The organism is Pseudomonas sp. 50_B (assembly GCF_017491625.1).
GTDB classification, from domain to species: Bacteria; Pseudomonadota; Gammaproteobacteria; order Pseudomonadales; family Pseudomonadaceae; genus Aquipseudomonas; species Aquipseudomonas danubii.
On sequence record NZ_JAFGYX010000001.1, the window covers coordinates 183,477 to 206,654 of the forward strand.

Consider the following 23,178-nt stretch of genomic DNA (forward strand, 5'->3'; position numbering starts at 1 on the left):
TAGGCGATCTGCGCCGCCCAGCGTTCAAGGAGAACCCCGTCCATGCATGCCATCAGCTTCATTCAGGACTTGGCCGTGATCATGCTGGTCGCAGGTGTAGTGACCATTCTCTTTCATCGATTCAAGCAACCGGTGGTGCTGGGCTACATCGTCGCTGGCTTCATCATCGGTCCCCACACACCGCCGTTCGGCCTGATCCACGACGAACAGACCATCAAGACCCTGGCCGAGCTTGGGGTGATTTTCCTGATGTTCTGCCTGGGGCTGGAATTCAGCCTGCGCAAGCTGTTCAAGGTGGGCGCCACGGCGTTTATCGCGGCGTTCCTGGAAATCGTCCTGATGATCTGGATCGGCTACGAGATCGGTCGCTGGTTCGATTGGAGCACCATGGATTCGCTGTTCCTCGGAGCGATCCTGGCCATTTCCTCCACCACCATCATCGTCAAGGCGCTCAACGACCTGAAGATGAAGAACGAGCGCTTCGCCCAGCTGATCTTCGGTGTGTTGATCGTCGAAGACATTCTCGGCATCGGCATCATAGCCTTGCTGTCGAGTATTGCGGTCAGTGGCACCGTGAGTTCCGGCGATGTGTTCTCCACCGTCGGCAAGCTTTCGCTGTTCATGATCGTGGCGCTGGTGATCGGCATTCTGCTGGTGCCGCGCCTCTTGGCCTACGTGGCCAGGTTCGACAGCAACGAGATGCTGCTGATCACGGTGCTGGGGCTGTGCTTCGGCTTCTGCCTGCTGGTGGTGAAGCTGGAGTACAGCATGGTCCTGGGCGCCTTCCTGATCGGCGCGATCATGGCCGAGTCCCGTCAGTTGCTGAAGATCGAACGGCTGATCGAGCCGGTTCGTGACCTGTTCAGTGCCATCTTCTTTGTCGCCATCGGTCTGATGATCGACCCGCAGATCCTTCTGCAATACGCCTGGCCCATCGCCGTGATCAGCGTGGCAGTGGTGCTGGGCAAGATGCTGTCCTGCGGCATGGGCGCCTTTATCGCGGGTAACGATGGACGGACCTCGTTGCGAGTCGGGATGGGCCTGTCACAGATTGGCGAATTTTCGTTCATCATCGCCGCCCTGGGCATGACCCTGCAGGTCACCAGCGATTTTCTCTATCCGGTCGCGGTTGCCGTGTCGGCGATCACCACCTTGCTCACGCCTTATCTGATTCGCGCGGCCGATCCTTTGTCGCACAAGCTGGCTGGAGTCCTGCCTCAACGCCTGAGCCGGGTGCTGGGCATGTATGGGGAGTGGTTGCGCAGTATCCAGCCTCAGGGGGAGGGCGCATTGCTGGCGTCGATGATCCGCAAGATCCTGCTGCAAGTGGGGGTGAATCTGGCGCTGGTGGTGGCGATCTTCTTTTCCGGCGGCTATTTCGCCAAGCGCATCGGCACTTATCTGGAGGAATGGGTCAGTGATCCTAGCTGGCAGAAGGCGCTGATCTGGGGCGCAGCGTTGCTGCTGTCCCTGCCATTCCTGATTGCCGCCTACCGCAAGCTCAAGGCGCTGTCGATGCTGCTGGCGGAGATGGGGGTCAAGGCGGAAATGGCCGGGCGTCATACCCAGCGAGTGCGTCGGGTGATCGCCGAGGTGATTCCGATCCTGTCGCTACTGGTGATCTTTCTGCTGTTGGCGGCGCTGTCGTCGAGCATCCTGCCGACCCTGGAGTTGCTGGTACTGATTGCCGTGGTGGCGGCGGTGGTGGCCGCGGTGTTGTGGCGCTGGTTCATCCGCGTGCACACGCGGATGCAGGTGGCGCTGATCGAAACCCTCGATCACAGCAAGGACAACGGCGGACATTGACCTTGCCGCTCGCCAGCAGGGCGCTGGCGAGCCGGTTGCAACGGCGGGGGCTCAGCTTTCCAGCCAAACGTCCCGCGCCCAGTGCCACACCGATTCCCAGGACTCTTCGGTGATCAGCTCTTCTTCGCCGGACCACAGCACCACGGTGCCGTCTTCTTCGACGCAGTAGTAGTCGTCGCCGTCCTGGCAGATCGGGATCAGCTCACGAGGCACGCCCAGGTCCCAGGCGGTCGCGGCCACTTCCGGCAGGTAGGTGTGGGATTGCGGGTCGGTGACGGTGACCGGTTCCAGGCTGCCGTAAACCACGTCGCTGACCGTCAACAGGAACTCTTTGAAGACGAACGGGATATTGATGAACAGCTGTTCTTCAATTTCCACCAGTTGGTCTTCGTCCGGCAGTTCCAGGGGGACGGGTACCGGTTCGTTGGCTTCTCGGAGTTGTTCGATGACTTCTTCCACGGCCTGGGTCCTCTTTGCTCTATGGCGCGGTTGTTTGACGGCGGTTTATACAGTAGCTCGCTATAAGTGCAATCGTGAAATGCAAAACCCCGACCTGAGTCGGGGTTTTGCCTTACAGCTGTGACAGCAGAATGAATCAGCCGTTCTGGCGGATACCTGCCACCAGCCATGGCTGGTTGTCGCCCTGGGCGCGTTCCATGTTCCAGCTTTCGCTGAACACTTCGCCCTGGTCGAAGCGCGAGGTCTTCGATACACCGCTGAAGGTCAGGGTGGCGATGGTCTTGTCGGCACGGTCATCCACGCCTTCCAGCTGCACTTGCAGGTTGTCGATGTAGGTGGACTGGAAGCCGTCGCCCAGATCGGCACGTTCCTGTTTCAGGAACTGCAGCATCTGCGGGGTGACGAACTCGGCAATCTTGTCCATTTCGTTGGCGTCCCAGTGTTGCTGCAGGGACTGGAAGTGATTGCGCGCCGCTTCAATGAAGCGCTCTTCGTTGAACCAGGCCGGAGCGTTGATCACCGGACGCGCGGCAGGGGCTGCTGAGCCACCGAAGATCGAACCGCCAGCCGGTTGCTGAGGCTCGAACGCTTCACGCTGCATCGGTGCGTGACCCGCTGGAGCGAACTGCTCCTGCTGCTTGCGACGGCGAGCGGCGATAAAGCGGAAGATCACAAAGGCGATGACCGCCATGATCAGGATGTCGAAGATCTGCATGCCCTGGAAGCCGTCACCCATGAACATGGAGGCCAGCAGGCCACCGGCTGCGATGCCGGCCAGAGGGCCGAGCCAGCGCGAAGCACCACCGGCCTTGGCCGCGGCACCTGCGGCTCCGGCTGCGCCAGCGGTGGCGGCAGCGGCAGGCGCGCCCGGAGTGGTTGGCGCCGCCTGGCGAGTCTGGTGGGTCGGGGCAGCGCCGGCGCTTTTGCCGCCGCCGAAGCGCTTGGCGTTGGCGTCGAGGCTCATCGTCAGGCCGATGCACAGCGCCATGGCGATGCTAAGAAAACGTTTCATAAAGGGGGTTCCCATTTGTGGATGGCACGCGCGCCATATTGCACAGGTGAAGTGTCAGTAGCGAGCGGCATAATGTTTCGGGCTTTTGCCTGACAGGCTCGGTTCAGCTCCGTTCGCCGGCATGCTCGCCGATAGGTTTTTTGTCCTCAAGGACGCGGCTTTGGTTCAATTGCGTCGCCGTTCAGCGACGCAGTGCCAGGAGCACGACGCCGGCGGTGATCAGGCCGATTCCGCCCCACTGGCGCAGATCGAGTTTCTCGCCCAGCAGGGCCACGCCGATGACTGCGACCAACACCACGCTGAGCTTGTCCGCCGGCGCCACCAGAGAGACCGGGCCGAGTTTCAGGGCGCGGAAGTAGCACAGCCAGGAGGCCCCGGTGGCCAGTCCCGACAGCAGCAGGAACAGATAGCTCCTGGTGGAAATCGATCCCAGGGACTGATATTGGCCCGTTGCGTACAAAATCAAGGCCAGGCTGACCAGGACCACCACGGTGCGCAGCAGGGTGGCGAAGTCTGAATTGACGTTTTCTATCCCGACTTTGGCGAAGATCGCCGTCAAAGCGGCGAAAGTTGCCGAGAGCAGCGCCCAGAATGTCCACGAGGAAAAAAAGCCTGAACCCATGTTCGCGCTGCCTTTTCTGCACTGACCTGGCGGAGCCGGCTTGCTGGCGAAGAGGTGGTGCGCCAGTGAGCTTCACCGGCAAGCCGGCGCCTAGGGTCGGGTTAGATGGCTTCCAGCTTGGCGTAGCCGAGCATCAGCCATTTGCTGCCTTCGCTGAAGTTGACCTGGACCCGGGCCTGGGCACCGGCGCCTTCGAAGTTGAGGATCACCCCGTCGCCGAACACCGAGTGCCGCACCGCCTGGCCCAGGCTCAAGCCGATGTCCGGAATCTCGCTGCCGCCGAACAGGCTGCTGGTGCTCTGCGACTGGCCACCGCCGAAAGGCCGGCTGACGCTGTTGGACAGGCGCACTTCCTGAATCAGCCCCTTGGGCACTTCGCGGACGAAGCGCGACACCTTGTTGTAGGTTTCGCTGCCGTACAGGCGACGGGTTTCCGCATAGGTCATCACCAGGTTCTGCATCGCCCGGGTGATGCCGACGTAGGCCAGGCGGCGTTCTTCCTCAAGGCGGCCGGGTTCTTCCAGGCTCATCTTGTGCGGGAACAGGCCTTCTTCCATGCCCACCAGGAACACGTAGGGGAACTCCAGGCCCTTGGCGCTGTGCAGGGTCATCAGTTGCACGCTGTCTTCGTGCTCGTCGGCCTGGGTATCGCCGGCTTCCAGGGACGCGTGGCCGAGGAAGGCCGCCAGCGGCGTCAGGTCCTCGTCTTCTTCGGTGTTCTCGAAGTTGCGCGCGGCGCTCACCAGTTCCTCAAGGTTTTCCACCCGGGCCTGGCCTTTCTCGCCTTTTTCCGCTTCGTGGTAGGCGATCAGCCCTGACTGCTCGATCACCGTCTGGGTCATCAGGTGCAGGGGCATTTCCAGGGTCTTGGCCGCCAGGTTCTCGATCAGCTCGATAAAGGCCCCGAGGGCGCCGGCCGCACGACCGGTGAGGCCTTTATTGGCCACCAGTTGGCGCATGGCTTCCCACATCGACACATCGCTGTGGCGCGCGTGCTCGCGGATGGCTTCGACGGTCTTTTCGCCGATGCCCCGGGCTGGAACGTTGATCACCCGTTCCAGGGCTGCGTCGTTGCCCCGGCCTTCCAGCAAGCGCAGGTAAGCCATGGCGTTCTTGATCTCGGCCCGTTCGAAGAAGCGCTGACCGCCATAGATGCGGTACGGAATGCGCTCGCGCAGCAGGGCTTCTTCCAGCACCCGGGACTGGGCGTTGGAGCGGTAGAGAATGGCGATGTCGCTGCGGGCCAGGCCGGTTTTCAGCGCGCTCTCGATGGTTTCCACGACATAGCGGGCTTCATCGTGCTCGTTGAAGGCGGCGTACAGGTTGATGGCTTCGCCGTCGCCGCCGTCGGTCCACAGTTCCTTGCCCAGGCGTCCGGTGTTGTTGGCGATCAGGGCGTTGGCGGCCTTGAGGATGCCGGCGGTGGAGCGGTAGTTCTGCTCCAGGCGGATCACTTCGGTGTCCGGGAAGTCGGCGGAATACTGATGGATGTTCTCGATCTTCGCTCCACGCCAGCCGTAGATCGACTGGTCGTCGTCGCCCACCACCATCAGGCTGTCGCCCCCCTGGGCCAGCAGCCGCAGCCAGGCGTATTGCACGGCGTTGGTGTCTTGGAACTCGTCCACCAGCACATGGCGGAAGCGCTTCTGGTAGTGCGCCAGCAGGCCCGGGTGGTCGCGCCACAAGTCCAGGGCGCGCAGCAGCAGTTCGGAGAAATCGATGACTCCGGCGCGCTGGCAGGCGGCCTCATAGGCCTCATAGATGCCGCGCATGGTGGCCAGGAAAAGATCGCCGCTGGCCTGGATGTGTTGCGGGCGCAGGCCTTCGTCTTTCTGTCCGTTGATGAACCACTGGGCCTGACGGGCCGGCCAGCGCTGCTCATCCAGGCCCAGCTCGCGGATCACCCGCTTGACCAGGCGTTGCTGGTCGTCGCTGTCGAGAATCTGGAAGGTCTGGCTCAGGCCGGCTTCCTGCCAGTGGGCTCGCAGCAGGCGGTGCGCCAGGCCGTGGAAGGTGCCGACCCACATGCCCGCCGGGTTGATGCCCAGCAATTGCTCGATGCGGTGGCGCATCTCGGCGGCGGCCTTGTTGGTGAAGGTCACCGACAGGATCGAGTGGGGCGAGGCGTTCTCGACCTGGATCAACCAGGCGATACGGTGCACCAGCACACGGGTTTTGCCGGAGCCAGCACCGGCCAGGACCAACTGACGACCCACGGAGGCAGCTACGGCCTGGCGTTGGGCATCGTTGAGGGAGTTCAACAGGAGGGAGAGATCATCGCGCATCGGGGCATTCTAGGGGGCCGCGTCACCCCGGGCAAACCCGGCATTGCATTAGCCGATAAAACAACGGCCGGGGACGACCGGTTGGTCACAGGCCGCAGCCATTGGTGTCTCGCGCGCGCGCACTTGCACGGCGGATTACGGCGGGATTTGTTTTATCGATTTTATGATCCAGAGCAGTTTGGCTCGAGCTTGTGCTTGTGTATGCTCCGCCGACGTTTCGGGCTCTACATTATAAGAATACTGCCTATGACACTTAACCCCGACCCGTCCGGGCCCTTCATGGCGCCGGGGGGCATCCGCCAGCATTACGCCGTCGAGATGGCAGTGGAGCGTACGCGCCTGCTGTATCAGGGCTCGCTGCTGCCGACCCTTTTCATGCTGCTCAACGGTCTGGTGTGCACCTGGTTGCTCTGGAGTCCGGCGCGCTATCTGTTGCTCAGCGTGTGGATGGTCTGGCTGCTGGCCCTGGTGGCCTTGCGGGTGATCCAGGTGGCGGCGTTCGACTCGGCGATTCCCAGTCGCCAGGCGCAGCCCATCTGGCAGCGCATGTTTCTTCTGGGGTCGGCGGTCAGTGGCCTGACCCTGGCCTGCGCCGGCATCGCCCTGGTGCCCACCGACAGCTTTTTGCAGCAGGCCTGGGTTTTCGGCCTGATCGGCGCGGCGATTCTTTCCGCCAGCGTGGCCTACGCGGTCAGCCTGCAGGCCTTTCTCTCCTTCACATTGCCCTGCCTGTTGCCGGCCATCGCCTATCTGTTCTGGGGCGGAGACGATCAGCAGCGCGGCTGGGGCTGGCTTGGGCTGATTCTCCTGGTATCCCTGAGCGTGGTGGCCTGGCAGGTCAACCGCCTGATTCAGCGAGGCCTGTTGCGGCGCTTTCAGAATCAGGCGCTGATCGAGCATCTGCAGGATGCCCAGAGCCGCGGCAGCCAGCTCAACCGCGAGCTGGCCCGTGAGATCGAACAGCGCCGACGGGCCGAAGAACAATTGCGTGAAGCCCAGGCGGGACTGGAGCAGCGGGTGGCCCAGCGCAGCCTGGAGCTGGACCAGGCCAACCAGGCCCTGAGCAAGAGCGAGGCGCGCCTGGCCCTGGCCCTGAATGCCAGCGAGCTGGGACTTTGGGACTGGAACCTGCAGACCGACGAAATCCATCACACCCAGATCAAGGAACTGTTTGGCCTGGAACCCGAAGACGTCACCGCGATGCTCAGCCATCTCAAGCCGCGCCTGCACCCCGAGGATTTGCCGCTGCTCAAACGTGCCCTGGTGGAGCATCTCAAGGGCCGCAGCGAGGATTACCAGGTGGAGTACCGGGTGCGTCATGGCGATGGCCATTGGGTGTGGATCGAGGACCGGGGCAGGGCGGTGGAGCGCAGTCCTGGTGGAAGGGTGTTGCGCATGGTGGGCACGCGGCGGGATATCAGCGCCGACAAGGAAGTGGAGGTGCAGCGCAATCTGGCGGCGACAGTGTTCGAGGCGGCCAGTGAAGGCATCGTCATCCTCGACCCCGAGTACGCCCTGATCGCTGCCAATCAGGCCTTCAGCCAGGTCACGGGCTATCAGATCGAGGACATGCTCGGGCGCAATGTGGTGGAACTGTCCTGTAGCCGCGATGCCCGCCGGCATTACCCGTTGATTCATCAGGCCCTGGAGCAACACGGCAGTTGGCAGGGCGAGCTGGTGGAGACCCGCAAGAACGGCGAGCTCTATCCGCAATGGCTGCAATTGAATGTCGTGCGGGATAAACGAGGGAAAATCCGCCACATCGTGGGCTTCTTCGCCGATCTATCGGCTCGGCGCGAGTCCGAGGAGCGCATGCGCTACCTCACTCACTACGATGAACTCACCGGGCTGGCCAACCGTTCCCTGTTTCGCGAGCGCCTGGGCGAGGCCCACCAACGGGTACGCCAGGGCGGCCGCAGCCTGGCCTTGCTGCACATCAATCTGGATCGCTTCAAGTTGCTCAACGACAGCCTCGGCCATGAAGTGGCCGACCAGTTGCTGCAGAAGATGTCCAGACGACTGGTCAATGCCCTGCCGGAGGCCGACACCATCGCCCGGCTGTCCGGGGATGAGTTCGCTGTGTTGTTCGACGCCTACGGCAGCCTGTCGAGCCTGACGCGGGTGGCGACCCGGCTGCTGAGCAAGCTGCGCCTGCCGATCACCGTCGATGGCCATGAATTGGTGGTCAGCGCCTCCATGGGCATCAGCATGCTGCCGGACAGCGCCCGGGAGATTGCGGCTTTGGTCAGTCAGGCGAACATGGCCATGGCCCACGCCAAGCACCTGGGCGGCAACAACTTCCAGTTCTACACCGAGAGCCTGCAGGCCAGCACTCTGGAGCGTCTGCAACTGGAGAACCAGCTGCGCAAGGCCATCGAAGAAGGCCAGTTGATGGTGTTCTACCAACCCAAGCTGTGCCTGGCCACGGGCCTGCTGAATGCTGCCGAAGCCCTGGTGCGCTGGGATCACCCGACCATGGGCCGGGTGCCGCCGGGGGACTTCATCGGCCTGGCGGAAGAGACCGGGCTGATCGGGCCCATCGGCGAGTTTGTGTTGCGTCAGGCCTGCCGCCAAGCCTGCGACTGGCAGCGCCAGGGGCTGGAGCCGATTCGGGTGTCGGTCAACCTGTCGGTGTATCAACTGCGCCAAGGCAAGCTGGTGAGCCTGGTGCGCCAGGTATTGGAAGAAACCGGCCTGGAGCCGCATTTCCTCGAGCTGGAACTGACTGAAAGCCAGCTCCTGGACAGCGTCGAGCACATCATCGCGACCTTCCAGCAACTGCGTGATCTGGGAGTGAAGCTGGCCATCGATGACTTCGGCACGGGTTACTCGTCCCTGAGCTACCTCAAGCGCATTCCGGTGGACTACGTGAAGATCGACCAGGCCTTTATCCGTGGCCTTGCCGAAGGTGGCGAGGATGCGGCGATTACCCGGGCAATCATTGCCATGGCGCACGGGCTGTCGCTGAAAGTGGTGGCCGAGGGGGTCGAGGACCCGGCGCAGTTGACCTTCCTGCGGGCCGAACACTGCGATGAAGTGCAGGGCTACCTGATCAGTCGTCCGGTGAATGCCGAAGCGCTCGCGCAGCTGTTGCAGGCCCAGTCTCGCTAGTGGGCGGCGACGCCAGCCACAACGGCTACATAAGTCGTACCCGGCTGAAAATGGGGGGCAGGCCGGCAAATTGATGATGCATTGAACAGGCAAAAAGACGATTCCTGTAGTATAACTACAAGCTTGCTACATCCCCGGCGTCAGCCAATAACAATGAGTCCAGCCCTTTGAACCTGTTGCAGCACATCGCCCAGTCACGTCATTTGTTACGCAAATCGGAACTCAAGGTCGCCGATCACGTGCTCCTTGATCCTGCGGCCGTGATGCACAGTTCCATGGCGGACCTGGCCCACAGCGTGGGCATCAGCGAACCGACCATCGTGCGTTTCTGCCGGGCCATCGGTTGCTCCGGTTTTCAGGACCTGAAGCTCAAGTTGGCTCAGAGCCTCGCCGCCGGTGCCAGCTTTGGCCAGTTCGCGATCCATGAAGACGATTCTGTCGCTGACTACAGCCTGAAGATCTTCGACACCACCCTGCACACCCTGATGGAAGTGCGCGAGAAGCTCGATCCGGTGGCCCTGCAGCAGGCGGTGACTGCCATGTCCCAGGCCCAGCGCGTGGAGTTCTACGGCTTTGGCGCGTCTGGCGCGGTGGCGGCGGATGCCCAGCACAAGTTCTTTCGCCTGCTGCTGACTGCGGCGGCCTATTCCGACCCGCACATGCAGGCGATGTCGGCGGTGACCTTGAAGCCTACCGACGTGGCCATCTGTATTTCTCAGTCCGGGCGCTCCAAAGACCTGCTGATCACCGCCAACCTGGTGCGTGAAAGCGGCGCCTCGCTGATCACCCTGTGCCCGAGCCAGACGCCGTTGGCCGAGCTGTCCACGGTCAACCTGGCCATCGATGTGCACGAAGACACCGAGATCTACACCCCGCTGACCTCGCGTATCGCCCACCTGGTGGTGATCGACGTGCTGGCCATGGGCGTGGCCATGGCCCGCGGGCCGAGCCTGGTGAACCACCTCAAGAGCGTCAAGCGCAGCCTTCGCAGCCTGCGTCTGTCGCCCAAGTCGGTCAAAGCCCTGGACGATTGATTCCTGGAGAGGGGCGAATGTTCATCGTCCTGTAACCGACCCGCCGCCAAACCGTAACCGCCGACGTCCATCGTGAAGCTCCCGTACTCGCATTGGGAGACTCGAAATGGCCCGGCCTTACGAAGAGAGCAACAGCGCAGTCAAGACCCGTCGTCAGCAGGAAGATCAGCGCCGCATGGAATTTCGTCGTGCGATCGAACACCGCTTCGAGCTGCGTCAGTTGCAGCAGCAAATCAACGATTACCCCGAGCTTGAGGCCGTTAATTACTGGCAGGCGGCACCCGCGGCTTCCCGTCGAAGCGTTCAACCAGCCCGCTGATCTGCACGCGTTCGCTGCGGATGAATCCCAGGAACGCATGCGCTACCGGTGACAGGCGTTTGGCTTTGGCCTGCACCAGGCACCAGCTGCGAAGCAATGGCAGCTCTTCGACCGGCAACTCGATCAAGCCGCCGGTCGCCAACTCAAGGTTCAGGGCGTGGCGCGTCAGCAAGGCCACGCCCAGACCCGCCCGCACGCACTCGCGCTGAGCTTCCGCCGACGACACTTCGAGGATCTGGGTGAAGTGCACGCGCTTCTCCTTGAAGTATTCCTCGCAGGCCAGGCGGGTGCCCGAGCCGGGCTCGCGCAGCACCAGGGTGTAGGGCTCCAGGTCCTGCAGGCGCAGCGGACCCATGTGGCTCAGGGGATGATCCGGCGGCGCCACGGCGACGATGGGGTTGTTGAGGAAGGGCAGGAACTCCAGCTCCATGTCCTGGGGCACCATGGACATGATCACCAGGTCATCGCGGTTGTCCGAGAGGCGGCGGATCACCTGGGAGCGGTTGACCACCGTCAGTTGCAGGTGGACTTCCGGATGCTGGCGCTTGAAGGCGGCGAACAGGTGCGGGACGAAGTATTTGGCGCTGGATTCCACCGCCAGCTTGAGCTGGCCCTGCAGTGAGCCCTGCATGTCCGAGAGCTGCATGTCGAGGTTTTCCAGGCGCCCGAAGATGTCCCGGCTGGCCCGTTGCAGGGCCTCGGCGGCTTCGGTCATGTAGAGCTTCTTGCCGACGTAATCGAACAGCGGCTGGCCGATCAGCTCCTCCAGCTGACGGATCTGCAGGCTGACCGCGGGCTGGGTGAGATTCATTTCATCGGCGGCGCGGCTGTAGGAGCGTAGATCGCAGACTTCATTGAAAATCTGCAACTGACGTAATGTCAGTCTCATCAAGGACTTACGCATTTTTCAGTGCTCGCGCCAAGGGCTGGTAGCACAACTATAAGTCTTTACTTATGCCCAACCCAATAATTATTGATTTTTGTTAATCCCTCTGCAGAGCTAGTGTGACGCGGCGACTGACTTGAAACATTTGGTCACGCGCCGACTCGGTCTAGCGGGTCGTTTGTTCCAACGGCTCAAGGGAACCTCCAAGTGATAAAAAAGATCCTGATCGCCAACCGTGGTGAGATCGCCGTACGAATCGTGCGTGCCTGCGCCGAGATGGGCATCCGTTCGGTAGCGATCTTCTCCGACGCTGATCGCCATGCCCTGCATGTAAAGCGTGCGGATGAGGCCCACAGCATTGGCGCCGAGCCGCTGGCCGGCTACCTGAACCCCCGCAAGCTGGTGAACCTGGCGGTGGAAACCGGCTGTGATGCCTTGCATCCCGGCTATGGTTTTCTTTCGGAAAACGCCGAACTGGCGGACATCTGCGCCGAACGTGGCATCAAATTCATCGGCCCGTCGGCGGAAGTCATCCGCCGCATGGGCGACAAGACTGAAGCCCGCCGCAGCATGATCAAGGCCGGCGTGCCGGTGACCCCGGGTACCGAAGGCAACGTCGCGGATATCCATGAAGCCCTGACTGAGGGCGACCGCATCGGCTACCCGGTGATGCTCAAGGCCACCTCCGGTGGTGGCGGCCGCGGCATTCGTCGCTGCAACAGCCGTGAAGAGCTGGAGCAGGCGTTCCCCCGAGTGATTTCCGAAGCCACCAAGGCCTTCGGTTCGGCGGAAGTGTTCCTGGAAAAATGCATCGTCAATCCCAAGCACATCGAAGCGCAGATCCTCGGCGACAGCTTTGGCAACGTGGTGCACCTGTTCGAGCGCGACTGCTCGATCCAGCGCCGTAACCAGAAGCTCATCGAGATCGCCCCGAGCCCGCAGTTGACCCCGGAACAGCGCGCCTACATCGGCGACCTGTCGGTGCGCGCGGCCAAGGCCGTGGGCTACGAGAACGCCGGCACCGTGGAGTTCCTGCTCGCCGAGGGCGAGGTGTACTTCATGGAGATGAACACCCGGGTGCAGGTGGAGCACACCATCACCGAGGAGATCACCGGCATCGACATCGTTCGCGAGCAGATCCGCATCGCCTCGGGCCTGCCACTGTCGGTGAAGCAGGAAGACATCCACCACCGTGGTTTTGCCCTGCAGTTCCGGATCAACGCCGAGGACCCGAAGAACAACTTCCTGCCCAGCTTCGGCAAGATCACCCGTTACTACGCCCCCGGCGGACCCGGCGTGCGCACCGACACGGCGATCTACACCGGCTACACCATTCCGCCGTTCTACGACTCCATGTGCCTGAAGCTGGTGGTCTGGGCGCTGACCTGGGAAGAGGCGATGGACCGTGGCCTGCGCGCCCTCGACGACATGCGTCTGCAAGGGGTCAAGACCACCGCCGCCTACTACCAGGAAATCCTGCGTAACCCGGAATTCCGTAGCGGTCAGTTCAATACCAGCTTCGTTGAAAGCCATCCGGAACTGACCAACTACTCGATCAAGCGCAAACCCGAAGAGCTGGCCCTGGCCATCGCCGCCGCCATCGCCGCCCACGCAGGCCTGTGAGGAATAAAACAATGTCCAAGAAGATTCATGTAACCGACACCATCCTGCGCGACGCCCACCAATCGCTGCTGGCGACTCGCATGCGCACCGAAGACATGCTGCCGATCTGCGACAAGCTCGACAAAGTCGGCTACTGGTCCCTGGAAGTCTGGGGCGGCGCGACCTTCGACGCCTGCGTGCGCTTCCTCAAGGAAGACCCCTGGGAGCGCCTGCGCCAATTGCGCGCGGCGCTGCCCAACACCCGTCTGCAGATGCTCCTGCGTGGCCAGAACCTGCTGGGCTACCGCCACTACAGCGACGACGTGGTCAAAGCCTTCGTGGCCAAGGCCGCGGTCAATGGCATCGACGTGTTCCGCATCTTCGACGCCATGAACGACGTGCGTAACCTGCGGGTCGCCATCGAGGCGGTGAAGGCCGCCGGTAAGCACGCCCAGGGCACCATCGCCTACACCACCAGCCCGGTGCACACCATCGAGGCCTTCGTGGCCCAGGCCAAGCAGATGGAAGCCATGGGCTGCGACTCCATCGCCATCAAGGACATGGCTGGCCTGCTGACCCCTTATGCCACCGGCGAGCTGGTCAAGGCGCTGAAGGCCGAGCTGTCGCTGCCGGTGTTCATCCACTCCCACGACACCGCCGGCCTGGCTGCCATGTGCCAGCTCAAGGCCATCGAGAACGGCGCCGACCATATCGACACCGCCATCTCCAGCTTCGCCTGGGGCACCAGCCACCCGGGCACCGAGTCCATGGTCGCGGCCCTTAAAGGCAGCGAGTTCGACACCGGCCTGGACCTGGAGCTGCTGCAAGAGATCGGCCTGTACTTCTACGCCGTGCGCAAGAAGTACCACCAGTTCGAAAGCGAATTCACCGCGGTCGATACCCGGGTGCAAGTCAACCAGGTGCCGGGCGGGATGATTTCCAACCTGGCCAACCAGTTGAAAGAGCAGGGCGCGCTGAACCGCATGGGCGAAGTGCTGGCCGAGATCCCGCGGGTGCGTCACGACCTGGGCTACCCGCCGCTGGTGACCCCGACCTCGCAGATCGTCGGCACCCAGGCGTTCTTCAACGTCCTGGCCGGCGAGCGCTACAAGACCATCACCAACGAAGTGAAGCTCTACCTGCAGGGCGGCTACGGCAAGGCCCCGGGTCAGGTGGACGAAAACCTGCGGCGCCAGGCCATCGGCAGCGAGGACGTGATCGATGTGCGTCCGGCCGACCTGCTGAAACCGGAAATGACCAAGCTGCGCGGCGAAATCGGTGCCCTGGCGCATTCCGAGGAAGACGTGCTGACCTACGCCATGTTCCCGGACATCGGGCGCAAATTCCTCGAAGAGCGTGAGGCCGGCACCCTGGTTCCGGAAGCGTTGCTGCCGATCCCCGAAGCCGGTGGCGTCAGCAAGCCGGGCGGTGAAGGCGTGCCTACCGAGTTCGTCATCGATGTCCACGGCGAAACCTACCGCGTCGACATCACTGGCGTCGGGGTCAAGGCCGAAGGCAAGCGCCACTTCTACCTGTCCATCGACGGCATGCCGGAAGAAGTGGTGTTCGAGCCACTCAACGAGTTCGTCGGCGGCGGCACCAGCAAGCGCAAACAGGCCAGCGCCCCGGGCCATGTCAGCACCACCATGCCGGGCAACATCGTCGATGTGCTGGTCAAGGAAGGCGACGTGGTCAAGGAAGGTCAGGCGGTGCTGATCACCGAGGCCATGAAGATGGAAACCGAAGTCCAGGCGGCCGTCGCCGGCAAGGTCGTGGCGATCCACGTGGCCAAGGGCGACCGGGTCAACCCGGGCGAAATCCTCATCGAAATCGAGGGCTGAGTTCAGGCCCTCATCTGCAACGGTTTACCTCGGGGGAGCTACGGCTCCCCTTTTTTTGGCTTTTTTGAAGTGTCATTTAATGCATTTTATCCAGCCAATAGTTCATTGAAATGTATTTAGATGCACTTATTGGCTCGGAGGCTTGGAATAACTGCAATATAATGCACGGATGATTGAGGCGGAGTCTCTATACACGTGCAGCAAATGACAGGTACCCCAATGCTCCGGCTGACGTTGCAGCTCTACGGCGCAGGGGCGTGGACCGATGCCATGACCCTGAGTTTCGACAACCCCGAAGCGGGCTTTGCCAGCCCTTGCAGCTTTGGTTATGTCCCGCAGTATCTGGTGGACAACCTGGACGCGGTTGCCAGCCCGCTGAGCCGCTCGGTCAGTGCGCAGATACCCTTGGGCTGGGAGCCCTGGCGAGAAGACCGGGCGCCGGCCTTTCTTTATGACCTGGTCGCCACGCCGGCGGCGCGCCGCTTTTTGCTGCGGCAGATCGGCCATGAGCGGCCCGATGGCATGGGCAGCGAGTTGTTCCTCCTGGCCCGAAGCACCGCGGCGCCCATTGGCCATCTGCGGATCAAGGAGTCCCTGGCAGGGCTGCACAGGCGTCCGGCCCTGGACTTCACCCGGGAGCAGGTGGTGACCCTGGATAACCGTTTTCTGGAATACGCCCATGAGCAGGCGGCGGCTTTTGGTGGCACGGCGAGCATCGGCGACGAAGCGCCCAAGCTGTTGCTGACGGAAAACCGCGAGGGCTTGTTGTACCCCGATGCGTTGCTCGATGACGCTTGTGCAGCGCGTCACTGGTGGGTGAAGTTTCCCCGTAACCCGGCTTCGCCGACTGCCTGCGACATTCTCAGAAGCGAGTTCCATTACTACCGGGCGCTGCAGCAGCTGGGTATCGAGACCTTCCCGGCGCCTGGGCTGGCGCTGGAAGAGGGGCGGCGGCCAAGCCTGTGGATGCAGCGTTTTGACCGTCGGCTAACGCCCGCCGGAGTCGAGCGTCTGGCGGTGGAGTCGATCTATTCCCTGGCCGCTCTGGTGGGCCATGGCCAGGGCATGCGCCATACCGAGGTCCTGGGGATTCTCGCCGAACTGTGGCGCGCCACCGGCCAGGAGGCGTCGATCCCTGAACTGGTGGCGGACTACCTGCGGCGCGACCTGCTCAACAGGATTCTCGGCAACACGGACAATCATGGCCGCACGCTTGCGGTGGTTCGCACGGATACAGAGGTGCGCCTGGCCCCGATCCATGACCTGGCGCCCAAGGTCATGGATGACCAGGGGATTGCCCGCACCACCAAATGGCCCGGACGCATGGAAGTAGCCGGTGAGGTCGACTGGCGCCTGGTGTGCGCCAGCCTCAAGCCGCTGCTCGACCCCGAGGCCGCCCTCACGCGCCTGCGCGCAGACGCCGAACAACTGCGGGCCCTGCCGGACCTGCTGAGTGCCGGCGGCCTGCCCGAAGCCACCTTCAATCATCCGCGCATTCACCTGCGCCACCTGGACCGACGCCTGCAGGAGTGGGGATTGCGATGAACATGACGCTGGAAGAGCGCGGGGCCTTGATCGACCACATCCAGCAGGAGCTGGCGGGCGGTCGCTTGTCGCTTGGCGACGCGGTCAAGCGCCTGCGCACTGAAGTCACTGGGCTGCATCAGAGCCAGTTCGCCAGGATGTGCCGGATTTCCCTGCGCACCCTGATCCACATCGAACACGGTGACGGCAACCCGACCCTCAAGTCATTGACGGCGGTGTTCAAGCCATTCGGCCTGCAGATGGGGGTGGTGAAGGTGCAGAAGACCAGCCGCGCCCGTTCGCTGCTCGATGAACTTGAGCACTCGGCAAGAAGCCCGGTTATTCCCGGGCCTTCGACGCTTGCCTGAGCCTTAGCCGCGTTTGGCGTAGCCCTTGCCGTAATGCTTTTCCATCCGTGCCTGGATCAGTTCCAGGCCGATGGACAGCAGCCAGTAGATCAGCGCCGCGGTGCTGAGCATCTCGATGTAGCGGTAGCTGGAGCGGCCATAGGACTGGGCCAGGAACATCACTTCCCAGACCCCCATCACCGAGATCAGCGACGAGTCCTTGAGCATCGAGATGAACTGGTTGGTGGCCGGCGGAATGATGGTGCGCATGGCCTGGGGCAGGGTCACCTGCCAGAAGATCACGCTGTCACTCATGCCCAGGGCCAGGGCCGCCTGGCGTTGGCCGTGGGGCACGCCAAGGATGCCGGCACGGAAAATCTCGCTGAGGTAGGCGCCGTAGTTCAGCGACAGGGCGATGATCCCGGCGGTAATGGCGCCCGGCACCACCCCCAGTTGCGGCAGGCCGAGGTAGATCAGCAGGATCTGGATCAGCAGCGGCGTACCGCGAAAGAACGAGGCATAGAAGCTGGCGATGCCGAAGGCCACGGCGCTGGAAGACAGGCGCGCCAGGGCGGTGACAAAGCCCAGCAGCGACGAGGCGACGATGGAGCAGGCGCAGAGGAACAGGGTCAGCGCCGCGCCCTGGAGAAAGCCGCTGGGGGACAGGTGCAGGCCCAGCAGGTTCGGCAGCTTGTCGAGGATGATCGAGAACTTCAGGTCGAAGCTCAGGAAGAAGCTGGCGAACAGCACCAGCAACGCCACCCAGGTCAGGTACAGACGAGTGCGAAAGCCCAGCAGACGCTTGAGCAGCGGTTCAGCCACCGGTTGCGGTGGCTGAGGCGGTGGCGTGTAGGCAGTCATTGGCTGATATCGGCGCCGATCCATTTCTGCGACAGCTTGCTCAGGGTGCCGTCTTGCTTCAGCTGGGCGAAGACCTCACGCACCTTGGCGTTCCACTGGGCATCGCCTTTCTCGATGGCCACCGAGTTGGGCTCGGCGTACAGCGCCTCGCCGGCCAGCTTGAAGCGCGCATCCTGGGTCAGCCGTGGCTGGGCGGTGACCAGGTTGGTGAGGATCGCATCCAGGCGCACGCCCGGTCCCAGGCCGAGGTCCTGGAAGGCCACGTTGTCGGTGTCGTAGGGGGCGATCTGTACGTTCTCGAAGGGATATTGCAGGTGGGTGTCTTCAGCGCCTTCGATCACCAGGCTCTTGTTCAGGTAGCTCTCGTAGCTGGAGGCGGCGGTCAGGCCGACCTTCTTGTCGCTCAGGTCCTTGGCGCTATGGATACGATCATCCTTGGCGTTGACCACAATCACCGCCGGCGAGGCGTAGTACTGCACCGGGAAGTCGAAGACTTCGGCGCGAGCCTTGCTCGGGGTCATGGAGCAGATGCAGATGTCGTAGCGTCCGCTCCAGCGTCCCGCGGCGATCACATCCCAGGACGGGGTTTCCAGGCGCAGCTTGACGCCGAGCTTGTCGGCCACGGCCTTGGCCACGTCGACATCGAAGCCGTCCAGCTGGTTCTGGTCATTGAGGAACGAGAAGGGCGGGTAGCTTTCCATCAGCACCCCGACCAGCTCCTTTTTCTGCTCGATACGCTCCAGGGTGGCGCCGGCGAAGGCTTGGGAAGAGGCGGTAAGCAGGGTCAGGCCGAGGGCCAGCAGCGGTTTGAAATTCATCGGAATCCTGACTGAAAAAGAGTTGTTATTAACCGAATGGTGCGTATTTAATAGTTATAAGAACGACTCCGGTAGTGAGTTATTTTCATAAGCATATGAGTAAAAAGCATATGGGCGCAGGTAGCACGGTAATTCTGGATGGCGGTATGGGTCGTGAGTTGCAGCGCCGTGGTGCGCCGTTCCGGCAGCCCGAGTGGTCAGCCCTGGCGTTGAGCGAGGACCCCCAGGCGGTGGAGGCGGTGCATGCGGCCTATATCGCCAGCGGTTCCAACGTGATCACCAGCAACAGCTACGCCGTGGTGCCGTTCCACATCGGTGAAGAGCGCTTTGCCGCCGAAGGCCAGGCCCTAGCGGCCCTGGCCGGTGAGCTGGCGCGCCGCGCAGTAGAGGCCTCAGGCAAGCCGGTGCGAGTGGCGGGTTCGTTGCCGCCGCTATTTGGCTCCTATCGCCCGGACCTGTTCGATGCGTCCCGGGTCGAGGAAGTGCTGAGCCCGCTGGTTAAGGGGCTGGCGCCTTTCGTGGACCTGTGGCTCGCAGAAACCCAAAGCTCGATCGCCGAGGCGCGGGCCATCCACGCCGGACTGCCCAAGGATGGCAAGCCGTTCTGGCTGTCCTTCACCCTCAAGGACGAAGAGGTCGATGAAGTGCCGCGCCTGCGTTCCGGCGAGCCGGTGACTGAAGCGGCGGCGGTGGCGGCGCAGTTGGGCGTGCAGACCCTGCTGTTCAACTGCAGCCAGCCGGAGGTGATTGGTGCGGCAGTGGATGCCGCTCGCGAGACCTTCGAGCGCCTGGGGGTGCAGATCCATATCGGCGTGTACGCCAACGCCTTCCCGCCGCAGCCCGAGGATGCCACCGCCAACGACGGCCTGTGCCCCCTGCGCGAAGACCTGGACCCGCCGGGTTATCTGCAATGGGTGGCGGACTGGCACCAGCGCGGTGCCAGCCATGTCGGCGGTTGCTGCGGCATTGGGCCGGAGCATATTGCGGTGCTGGCGCAGAAACTGGGCTGACCCCGTAGCCGCTGCCGCAGGCTGCGCCAAGGTCCGCAGGACCTTCCGAGGCCTTCAACGGCGGCGCCCGCTGCGTCGGATGCCGCCCAGCCCGTTCGCAGCCTGCGGCAGCGGCTACAGGTCTTCTACCAGGCCGGGCTCACCGCCCCCTTGTAGGCGCCGGCTTGCCGGCGAAAACCACGGTTACCCGCGACACTCCGCCAGCGACTTGAGCTGCCCCGCGCCGCTCTGGTTCTCATCGCTGAGCCATTGTTCGAAGCCCTTGGCGATCGCCGGCCATTCCCCGTCCAGGATCGAGAACCACGCGGTATCGCGGTTCTGCCCCTTGGCCACCATGTGCTGGCGAAACACCCCCTCGAAGCTGAAACCCAAACGCTCGGCGGCATAGCGCGAGCGGGCGTTGTCGTTGTTGCACTTCCACTCCAGGCGTCGGTAGCCCAGGGCGAAAGCTTCCTTGGCCAGCAGGTACACCGCCTCGGTGCTCTTGGGCGAGCGCTGCATCGGTGCGCCGAAGGTGACGTGGCCGATCTCGATGCGGCCCTGGGCCGGGACGATGGACATCAGGCTGATCAGGCCCTGGGCCTGGCCACTGGCGCGGTCGATCACGGTGAAGAAATACGGGTCACTGGCAAGGGCGTGGTTAGCGAGCCAGGCATCGAACGCCGCACGCTCGGGGAAGGGGCCATAAGGCAGGTAGTTCCACAGTACGGGGTCTGCGTCCGGGCCTTGCAGCACCTGGAACAGCTCGTCGCCATGGCGCGCCGGGTCGAGCCTTTGCAAACGGATGAAGCGCCCTTCAAGCAGGGTGGCCGAAGGGGCGGGAACGCCTTTCCAGTCGGCGAGAGAAATCGACATGCAGTGGCTCCTTGCGGGTTCAGAGGGGTTTGCGGAACTGGATAAAGCCCGGGCGCTCGGCGATGCGCTCGTAGAGCTGGATGGCCGTGGCATTGGTTTCGTGGGTCAGCCAATGCACCTTGGCGCAGCCGTCCTGTTTCGCCTGGGCGTAGACGAACTCGATCAGCTGGCGGCCGACGCCGGTGCCGCGCTGGTCCGGGGTCACCAGCAGGTCTTGCAGGTAGCAGGCGTTCTCGATGCTCCAGTTGGAGCGGTGGTAGATGAAATGCACCAGGCCCACGGCGCGCTCGCCGTCCCAGGCCAGGGCCGCGTGGGTCGGTTCGCGGGCATCGAGGAAGCGCTGCCAGGTGCTCTGGGTCACGGCGTCCGCCAGTTCGGTTTCGTAGAAGCGCAGGTAGGCCTGCCACAACGGCAGCCAGGCGGCGTGGTCGGCGGTGGTAACCGGGCGGATCTGGATCTGGCTCATGAAAGCTCCTTTATTGTTCTGGGCGGGCACTCAGCCCATCAGTTGCGACAGGTGTTGGTCACGCGGGTCGGCGCTGGCCGCCAGACCGTCGCGGACCCCGGCGATATCTTCGGCATTGCGGTTCTGGCTGAGCTTGCGCTTGCCCTCCAGGCGCTGGATCGGCAGGGCGAAACCGACAATCGCTTTGAGCATGCCGTCGATGTAGTCGGCCGGGGCATCGGCCACTTTCCACGGCTGCGGGCGACCGGCCTCGTGACGTTCGGTCAGGCCCTCGACCACCTGCAGCAACCGCTGCGGGTCGGTGAAGACCTCCGGCTGGCCATAGGCGTGCACCGCCACGTAGTTCCAGGTGGGCACCACTTTGCCGTGTTCGGCCTTGCTCGGATAGAACGAAGGGCTGATATAGGCATCCTCGCCCATGAAGATCAGCAACGCTTCGGCGCCACTGGCGAGCTCGGCGCACTGTGGGTTGGCCTTGGCCAAGTGTCCGTAGAGGGTGCCATTGGCCCCCTGTTCGGGGTCCAGCAGCAGTGGTACGTGGCTAGCCTGCAGGCCCAGGGCGCCCCAGGTCACCAGGGTCGCCAGGCGGCTGTGTTGGATCACGTCCTGCAGGCGGGGGAGGTCTTCATCGACGAAAGCGCGCGGTAGGTACATGGAAAAAATCCTTGGCGAGTGGCTGCATCCTAGGCAGGCTAATGGTTCGTTGTAAGAGCCATCTTTGGTCTATTTTATGGGTCCAATCCCTGGGGCGCCTCGATGAACAGTGCTTTGCCTCCGCTGTCTTTCAACCCTGCCGGGATCGAGCTGGATCGCCGCCAGGGCCTCAGCCGCCAGCTGTACCAGGCTCTGCGCCTGCGGGTGCTGGACGGGCGCCTCGCCAGCGGCACGCGCTTGCCGGCCAGCCGTGATCTGGCGGCGGCATTGGGGATTTCCCGCAACAGCGTGGTGCGCGCCTATGACCAGCTGTATGCCGAGGGTTTTATCGAAGGCCGGGTCGGCGATGGCACCTACGTGGCCCAATTGCCAGAAACCCGCTTACCCATCAAAAAACTATCCACAAAAGTATCCACAGGGTTGTCAACAGGCTTACCCACAGGTTTATCCACAAAATCGACAGAAATAACTGGTGATGCATCCAGTAAAGTTATCCACAGCAGTGGTGTGCAGCGCCTGCAAAAGCATCATCTGAGCACGCCACCCAGTGGCCCGCCGCGGGCTTTCCGGGTCGGCGTGCCGGCTTTCGATCTGTTCCCGTTCGAGGTCTGGGCCAAGCTGAATGCGGCTTTCTGGCGCAGGCCGGACCTGCACCAGCTGTGCTACGGCGATTCCGCTGGCGATTCGCGACTGCGCAGCCTGATCGCCGCTTACCTGCGCAGTGCCCGTGGGCTGCAATGCAGCGCTGAACAAATTGTGATCACCAGTGGCGCGCAACAGGGCATCAGCCTTTGTGCACAGCTGCTGGTGGAGCCCGGCGACAGCGTGGCTGTGGAAAACCCCGGCTATCGGGCGGCCGGTCACGCCTTCGCCGTGGCCGGGGCGCAGTTGCAGGGCGTGGCGGTGGACCAGGAGGGCATCGACTGCCGTCAGCTGGAGCAGTTGCCCACCTGCCGCCTGGCCTATGTCACCCCGTCCCACCAGTACCCCACCGGGGTGATCATGAGCCTGGCCCGGCGCCTGGAGCTGCTGGCCTGGGCCGAGCGCAGCGGCGGCTGGATCGTCGAGGACGACTACGACGGCGAGTACCGCTACAGCGGCGCGCCCCTGGCCCCCCTGGCGGCGCTGGACCGGCAGGGCCGGGTGATCTACGTCGGCACCTTCGGCAAGGTGGCGTTCCCGGCCTTGCGCCTGGGTTACCTGGTGCTGCCGCCGAATCTGGTGCAGGCCTTCGCCCAGCGTCGGGCGGTGGACGTGCGCCACTCCGAGGTCAGCACCCAGGCGGTGATGGCCGAGTTCATGGCCGCCGGGCATTTCCAGCGGCATATCCGGCGCATGCGCCGGGCCGCCCTGAGCCGGCGCAACACCTTGCTCGCCGGCTGGCCCGAGGCGATCCCAGGCGTCGGACCGCTGCCCACGGTGGCCGCCGGGTTGCACCTGACAGTGCGCGTGGACAGCCTGGCCCGGGAGCAGCAACTGCTGGAGCAGGCGGCCAGTGTCGATGTCGAGGTGAACGGCTTGAGCACTTACTGGTTGCCGGAAACCCGGTTGCCCGAGGACCAACGGGCTGGGCTGGTGCTGGGCTTCGCCGCGGTGCCTGAGGCCGATATCCAGGCCGCCCTGGGCCGCCTGCGTCAGGCCTGGCGGGTCTGACGGGGTATACTCG

19 protein-coding genes and 1 pseudogene are annotated in these 23,178 nt (G+C 63.3%); 10 read left to right on the top strand and 10 right to left on the bottom strand.

The features are described from left to right. Window positions 1-42: 42 nt before the first annotated feature. Window positions 43-1,806: a cation:proton antiporter gene (locus J5M73_RS00915; protein WP_102862373.1), complete on the top strand. Its 1,764-nt coding sequence runs from the start codon at window positions 43-45 to the stop codon at window positions 1,804-1,806. 51 nt (window positions 1,807-1,857) lie between these two features. On the opposite strand, the gene J5M73_RS00920 is transcribed toward J5M73_RS00915, so the two are convergent. The 4 genes from J5M73_RS00920 to uvrD all read right to left on the bottom strand — a co-directional run bounded on the left by J5M73_RS00920 (window position 1,858) and on the right by uvrD (window position 6,184). After that, window positions 1,858-2,265 (bottom strand): SMI1/KNR4 family protein, encoded by a 408-nt coding sequence (locus tag J5M73_RS00920; RefSeq protein ID WP_102862372.1) that lies wholly within the window; start codon window positions 2,263-2,265, stop codon window positions 1,858-1,860. 136 nt (window positions 2,266-2,401) lie between these two features. Beyond that, window positions 2,402-3,277 carry a Tim44 domain-containing protein gene (locus J5M73_RS00925; RefSeq protein WP_102862371.1) on the bottom strand — a complete coding sequence of 292 codons (876 nt, stop codon included), beginning with the start codon at window positions 3,275-3,277 and terminating at the stop codon, window positions 2,402-2,404. A 181-nt stretch (window positions 3,278-3,458) separates the two neighbouring features. Next, window positions 3,459-3,899 carry an EamA family transporter gene (locus J5M73_RS00930; protein WP_102862370.1) on the bottom strand — a complete coding sequence of 147 codons (441 nt, stop codon included), beginning with the start codon at window positions 3,897-3,899 and terminating at the stop codon, window positions 3,459-3,461. Window positions 3,900-4,000: 101 nt separating this feature from the next. Beyond that, window positions 4,001-6,184 (bottom strand): DNA helicase II, encoded by a 2,184-nt coding sequence (gene uvrD, locus J5M73_RS00935; RefSeq protein ID WP_102862369.1) that lies wholly within the window; start codon window positions 6,182-6,184, stop codon window positions 4,001-4,003. 246 nt (window positions 6,185-6,430) lie between these two features. Here uvrD and J5M73_RS00940 point away from each other — a divergent pair, with 246 nt between their 5' ends. The 3 genes from J5M73_RS00940 to J5M73_RS31800 all read left to right on the top strand — a co-directional run bounded on the left by J5M73_RS00940 (window position 6,431) and on the right by J5M73_RS31800 (window position 10,648). After that, a complete protein-coding gene (locus J5M73_RS00940) occupies window positions 6,431-9,295 on the top strand; it encodes an EAL domain-containing protein (RefSeq protein WP_102862368.1) in 2,865 nt (954 codons plus the stop codon). Window positions 9,296-9,462: 167 nt separating this feature from the next. After that, window positions 9,463-10,329, top strand: coding sequence for a transcriptional regulator HexR (gene hexR, locus J5M73_RS00945; protein ID WP_011064325.1), 867 nt, complete (start codon window positions 9,463-9,465; stop codon window positions 10,327-10,329). A gap of 106 nt (window positions 10,330-10,435) precedes the next feature. Next, window positions 10,436-10,648, top strand: coding sequence for a hypothetical protein (locus J5M73_RS31800; RefSeq protein WP_081002137.1), 213 nt, complete (start codon window positions 10,436-10,438; stop codon window positions 10,646-10,648). Here the strand turns inward: J5M73_RS31800 and J5M73_RS00950 are convergent. Beyond that, window positions 10,590-11,552 (bottom strand): LysR family transcriptional regulator, encoded by a 963-nt coding sequence (locus J5M73_RS00950; protein ID WP_102862367.1) that lies wholly within the window; start codon window positions 11,550-11,552, stop codon window positions 10,590-10,592. The genes J5M73_RS31800 and J5M73_RS00950 overlap by 59 nt on opposite strands. A gap of 189 nt (window positions 11,553-11,741) precedes the next feature. Between J5M73_RS00950 and J5M73_RS00955 the strand changes: the two genes are divergently transcribed. The 4 genes and pseudogenes from J5M73_RS00955 to J5M73_RS00970 all read left to right on the top strand — a co-directional run. Further along, window positions 11,742-13,157 carry an acetyl-CoA carboxylase biotin carboxylase subunit gene (locus tag J5M73_RS00955; protein WP_025131542.1) on the top strand — a complete coding sequence of 472 codons (1,416 nt, stop codon included), beginning with the start codon at window positions 11,742-11,744 and terminating at the stop codon, window positions 13,155-13,157. An 11-nt stretch (window positions 13,158-13,168) separates the two neighbouring features. Beyond that, the gene (gene oadA / locus J5M73_RS00960; RefSeq protein ID WP_102862366.1) at window positions 13,169-14,977 is read left to right on the top strand and encodes a sodium-extruding oxaloacetate decarboxylase subunit alpha; all 1,809 of its coding nucleotides are present in this window, start codon (window positions 13,169-13,171) and stop codon (window positions 14,975-14,977) included. A 270-nt stretch (window positions 14,978-15,247) separates the two neighbouring features. Next, on the top strand, window positions 15,248-16,522 hold the full coding sequence (locus J5M73_RS00965) for a HipA domain-containing protein (protein ID WP_207815002.1): 1,275 nt from the start codon (window positions 15,248-15,250) through the stop codon (window positions 16,520-16,522). Then, a pseudogene (locus J5M73_RS00970) lies at window positions 16,519-16,782 on the top strand (helix-turn-helix transcriptional regulator); the annotation flags it as partial. The gene J5M73_RS00965 and the pseudogene J5M73_RS00970, both read left to right, overlap by 4 nt. A gap of 90 nt (window positions 16,783-16,872) precedes the next feature. Here J5M73_RS00970 and J5M73_RS00975 read toward each other — a convergent pair. Together J5M73_RS00975 and J5M73_RS00980 are read right to left on the bottom strand one after the other, a co-directional pair. Beyond that, on the bottom strand, window positions 16,873-17,709 hold the full coding sequence (locus J5M73_RS00975; protein ID WP_207814938.1) for an amino acid ABC transporter permease: 837 nt from the start codon (window positions 17,707-17,709) through the stop codon (window positions 16,873-16,875). After that, window positions 17,706-18,527: an ABC transporter substrate-binding protein gene (locus J5M73_RS00980; protein ID WP_102862363.1), complete on the bottom strand. Its 822-nt coding sequence runs from the start codon at window positions 18,525-18,527 to the stop codon at window positions 17,706-17,708. The genes J5M73_RS00975 and J5M73_RS00980 overlap by 4 nt, the downstream gene beginning before the upstream one ends. Window positions 18,528-18,637: 110 nt before the next feature. On the opposite strand from J5M73_RS00980, the gene J5M73_RS00985 reads away from it, so the two are divergent. Then, entirely contained in the window at window positions 18,638-19,537 is a 900-nt protein-coding gene (locus tag J5M73_RS00985; RefSeq protein WP_102862362.1) for a homocysteine S-methyltransferase family protein, read from the top strand. A 183-nt stretch (window positions 19,538-19,720) separates the two neighbouring features. Here J5M73_RS00985 and J5M73_RS00990 read toward each other — a convergent pair whose 3' ends face one another. From J5M73_RS00990 to J5M73_RS01000, 3 genes are read right to left on the bottom strand one after another with little or no spacing between them, the layout of a single operon-like run. After that, window positions 19,721-20,392 (bottom strand): GNAT family protein, encoded by a 672-nt coding sequence (locus J5M73_RS00990; RefSeq protein ID WP_102862361.1) that lies wholly within the window; start codon window positions 20,390-20,392, stop codon window positions 19,721-19,723. A gap of 19 nt (window positions 20,393-20,411) precedes the next feature. Beyond that, the gene (locus J5M73_RS00995; protein ID WP_102862360.1) at window positions 20,412-20,858 is read right to left on the bottom strand and encodes a GNAT family N-acetyltransferase; all 447 of its coding nucleotides are present in this window, start codon (window positions 20,856-20,858) and stop codon (window positions 20,412-20,414) included. A gap of 30 nt (window positions 20,859-20,888) precedes the next feature. Next, entirely contained in the window at window positions 20,889-21,512 is a 624-nt protein-coding gene (locus tag J5M73_RS01000; RefSeq protein ID WP_102862359.1) for an FMN-binding negative transcriptional regulator, read from the bottom strand. A gap of 102 nt (window positions 21,513-21,614) precedes the next feature. Here J5M73_RS01000 and J5M73_RS01005 point away from each other — a divergent pair, with 102 nt between their 5' ends. Continuing rightward, on the top strand, window positions 21,615-23,165 hold the full coding sequence (locus J5M73_RS01005; protein ID WP_102862358.1) for a PLP-dependent aminotransferase family protein: 1,551 nt from the start codon (window positions 21,615-21,617) through the stop codon (window positions 23,163-23,165). The last annotated feature ends 13 nt before the right edge of the window (window positions 23,166-23,178 follow it).

Excerpts from the sequence above, each read along its gene's own strand:
- J5M73_RS00915 (WP_102862373.1), top strand. The coding sequence starts at position 43 with ATGCATGCCATCAGCTTCATTCAGGACTTGGCCGTGATCATGCTGGTC.
- J5M73_RS00925 (WP_102862371.1), bottom strand. The coding sequence starts at position 3,277 with ATGAAACGTTTTCTTAGCATCGCCATGGCGCTGTGCATCGGCCTGACG.
- J5M73_RS00930 (WP_102862370.1), bottom strand. The coding sequence starts at position 3,899 with ATGGGTTCAGGCTTTTTTTCCTCGTGGACATTCTGGGCGCTGCTCTCG.
- uvrD (WP_102862369.1), bottom strand. The coding sequence starts at position 6,184 with ATGCGCGATGATCTCTCCCTCCTGTTGAACTCCCTCAACGATGCCCAA.
- J5M73_RS00940 (WP_102862368.1), top strand. The coding sequence starts at position 6,431 with ATGACACTTAACCCCGACCCGTCCGGGCCCTTCATGGCGCCGGGGGGC.
- J5M73_RS31800 (WP_081002137.1), top strand. The coding sequence starts at position 10,436 with ATGGCCCGGCCTTACGAAGAGAGCAACAGCGCAGTCAAGACCCGTCGT.
- J5M73_RS00950 (WP_102862367.1), bottom strand. The coding sequence starts at position 11,552 with ATGCGTAAGTCCTTGATGAGACTGACATTACGTCAGTTGCAGATTTTC.
- oadA (WP_102862366.1), top strand. The coding sequence starts at position 13,169 with ATGTCCAAGAAGATTCATGTAACCGACACCATCCTGCGCGACGCCCAC.
- J5M73_RS00965 (WP_207815002.1), top strand. The coding sequence starts at position 15,248 with ATGACCCTGAGTTTCGACAACCCCGAAGCGGGCTTTGCCAGCCCTTGC.
- J5M73_RS00975 (WP_207814938.1), bottom strand. The coding sequence starts at position 17,709 with ATGACTGCCTACACGCCACCGCCTCAGCCACCGCAACCGGTGGCTGAA.
- J5M73_RS00980 (WP_102862363.1), bottom strand. The coding sequence starts at position 18,527 with ATGAATTTCAAACCGCTGCTGGCCCTCGGCCTGACCCTGCTTACCGCC.
- J5M73_RS00985 (WP_102862362.1), top strand. The coding sequence starts at position 18,638 with ATGGGCGCAGGTAGCACGGTAATTCTGGATGGCGGTATGGGTCGTGAG.
- J5M73_RS00990 (WP_102862361.1), bottom strand. The coding sequence starts at position 20,392 with ATGTCGATTTCTCTCGCCGACTGGAAAGGCGTTCCCGCCCCTTCGGCC.
- J5M73_RS00995 (WP_102862360.1), bottom strand. The coding sequence starts at position 20,858 with ATGAGCCAGATCCAGATCCGCCCGGTTACCACCGCCGACCACGCCGCC.
- J5M73_RS01000 (WP_102862359.1), bottom strand. The coding sequence starts at position 21,512 with ATGTACCTACCGCGCGCTTTCGTCGATGAAGACCTCCCCCGCCTGCAG.
- J5M73_RS01005 (WP_102862358.1), top strand. The coding sequence starts at position 21,615 with ATGAACAGTGCTTTGCCTCCGCTGTCTTTCAACCCTGCCGGGATCGAG.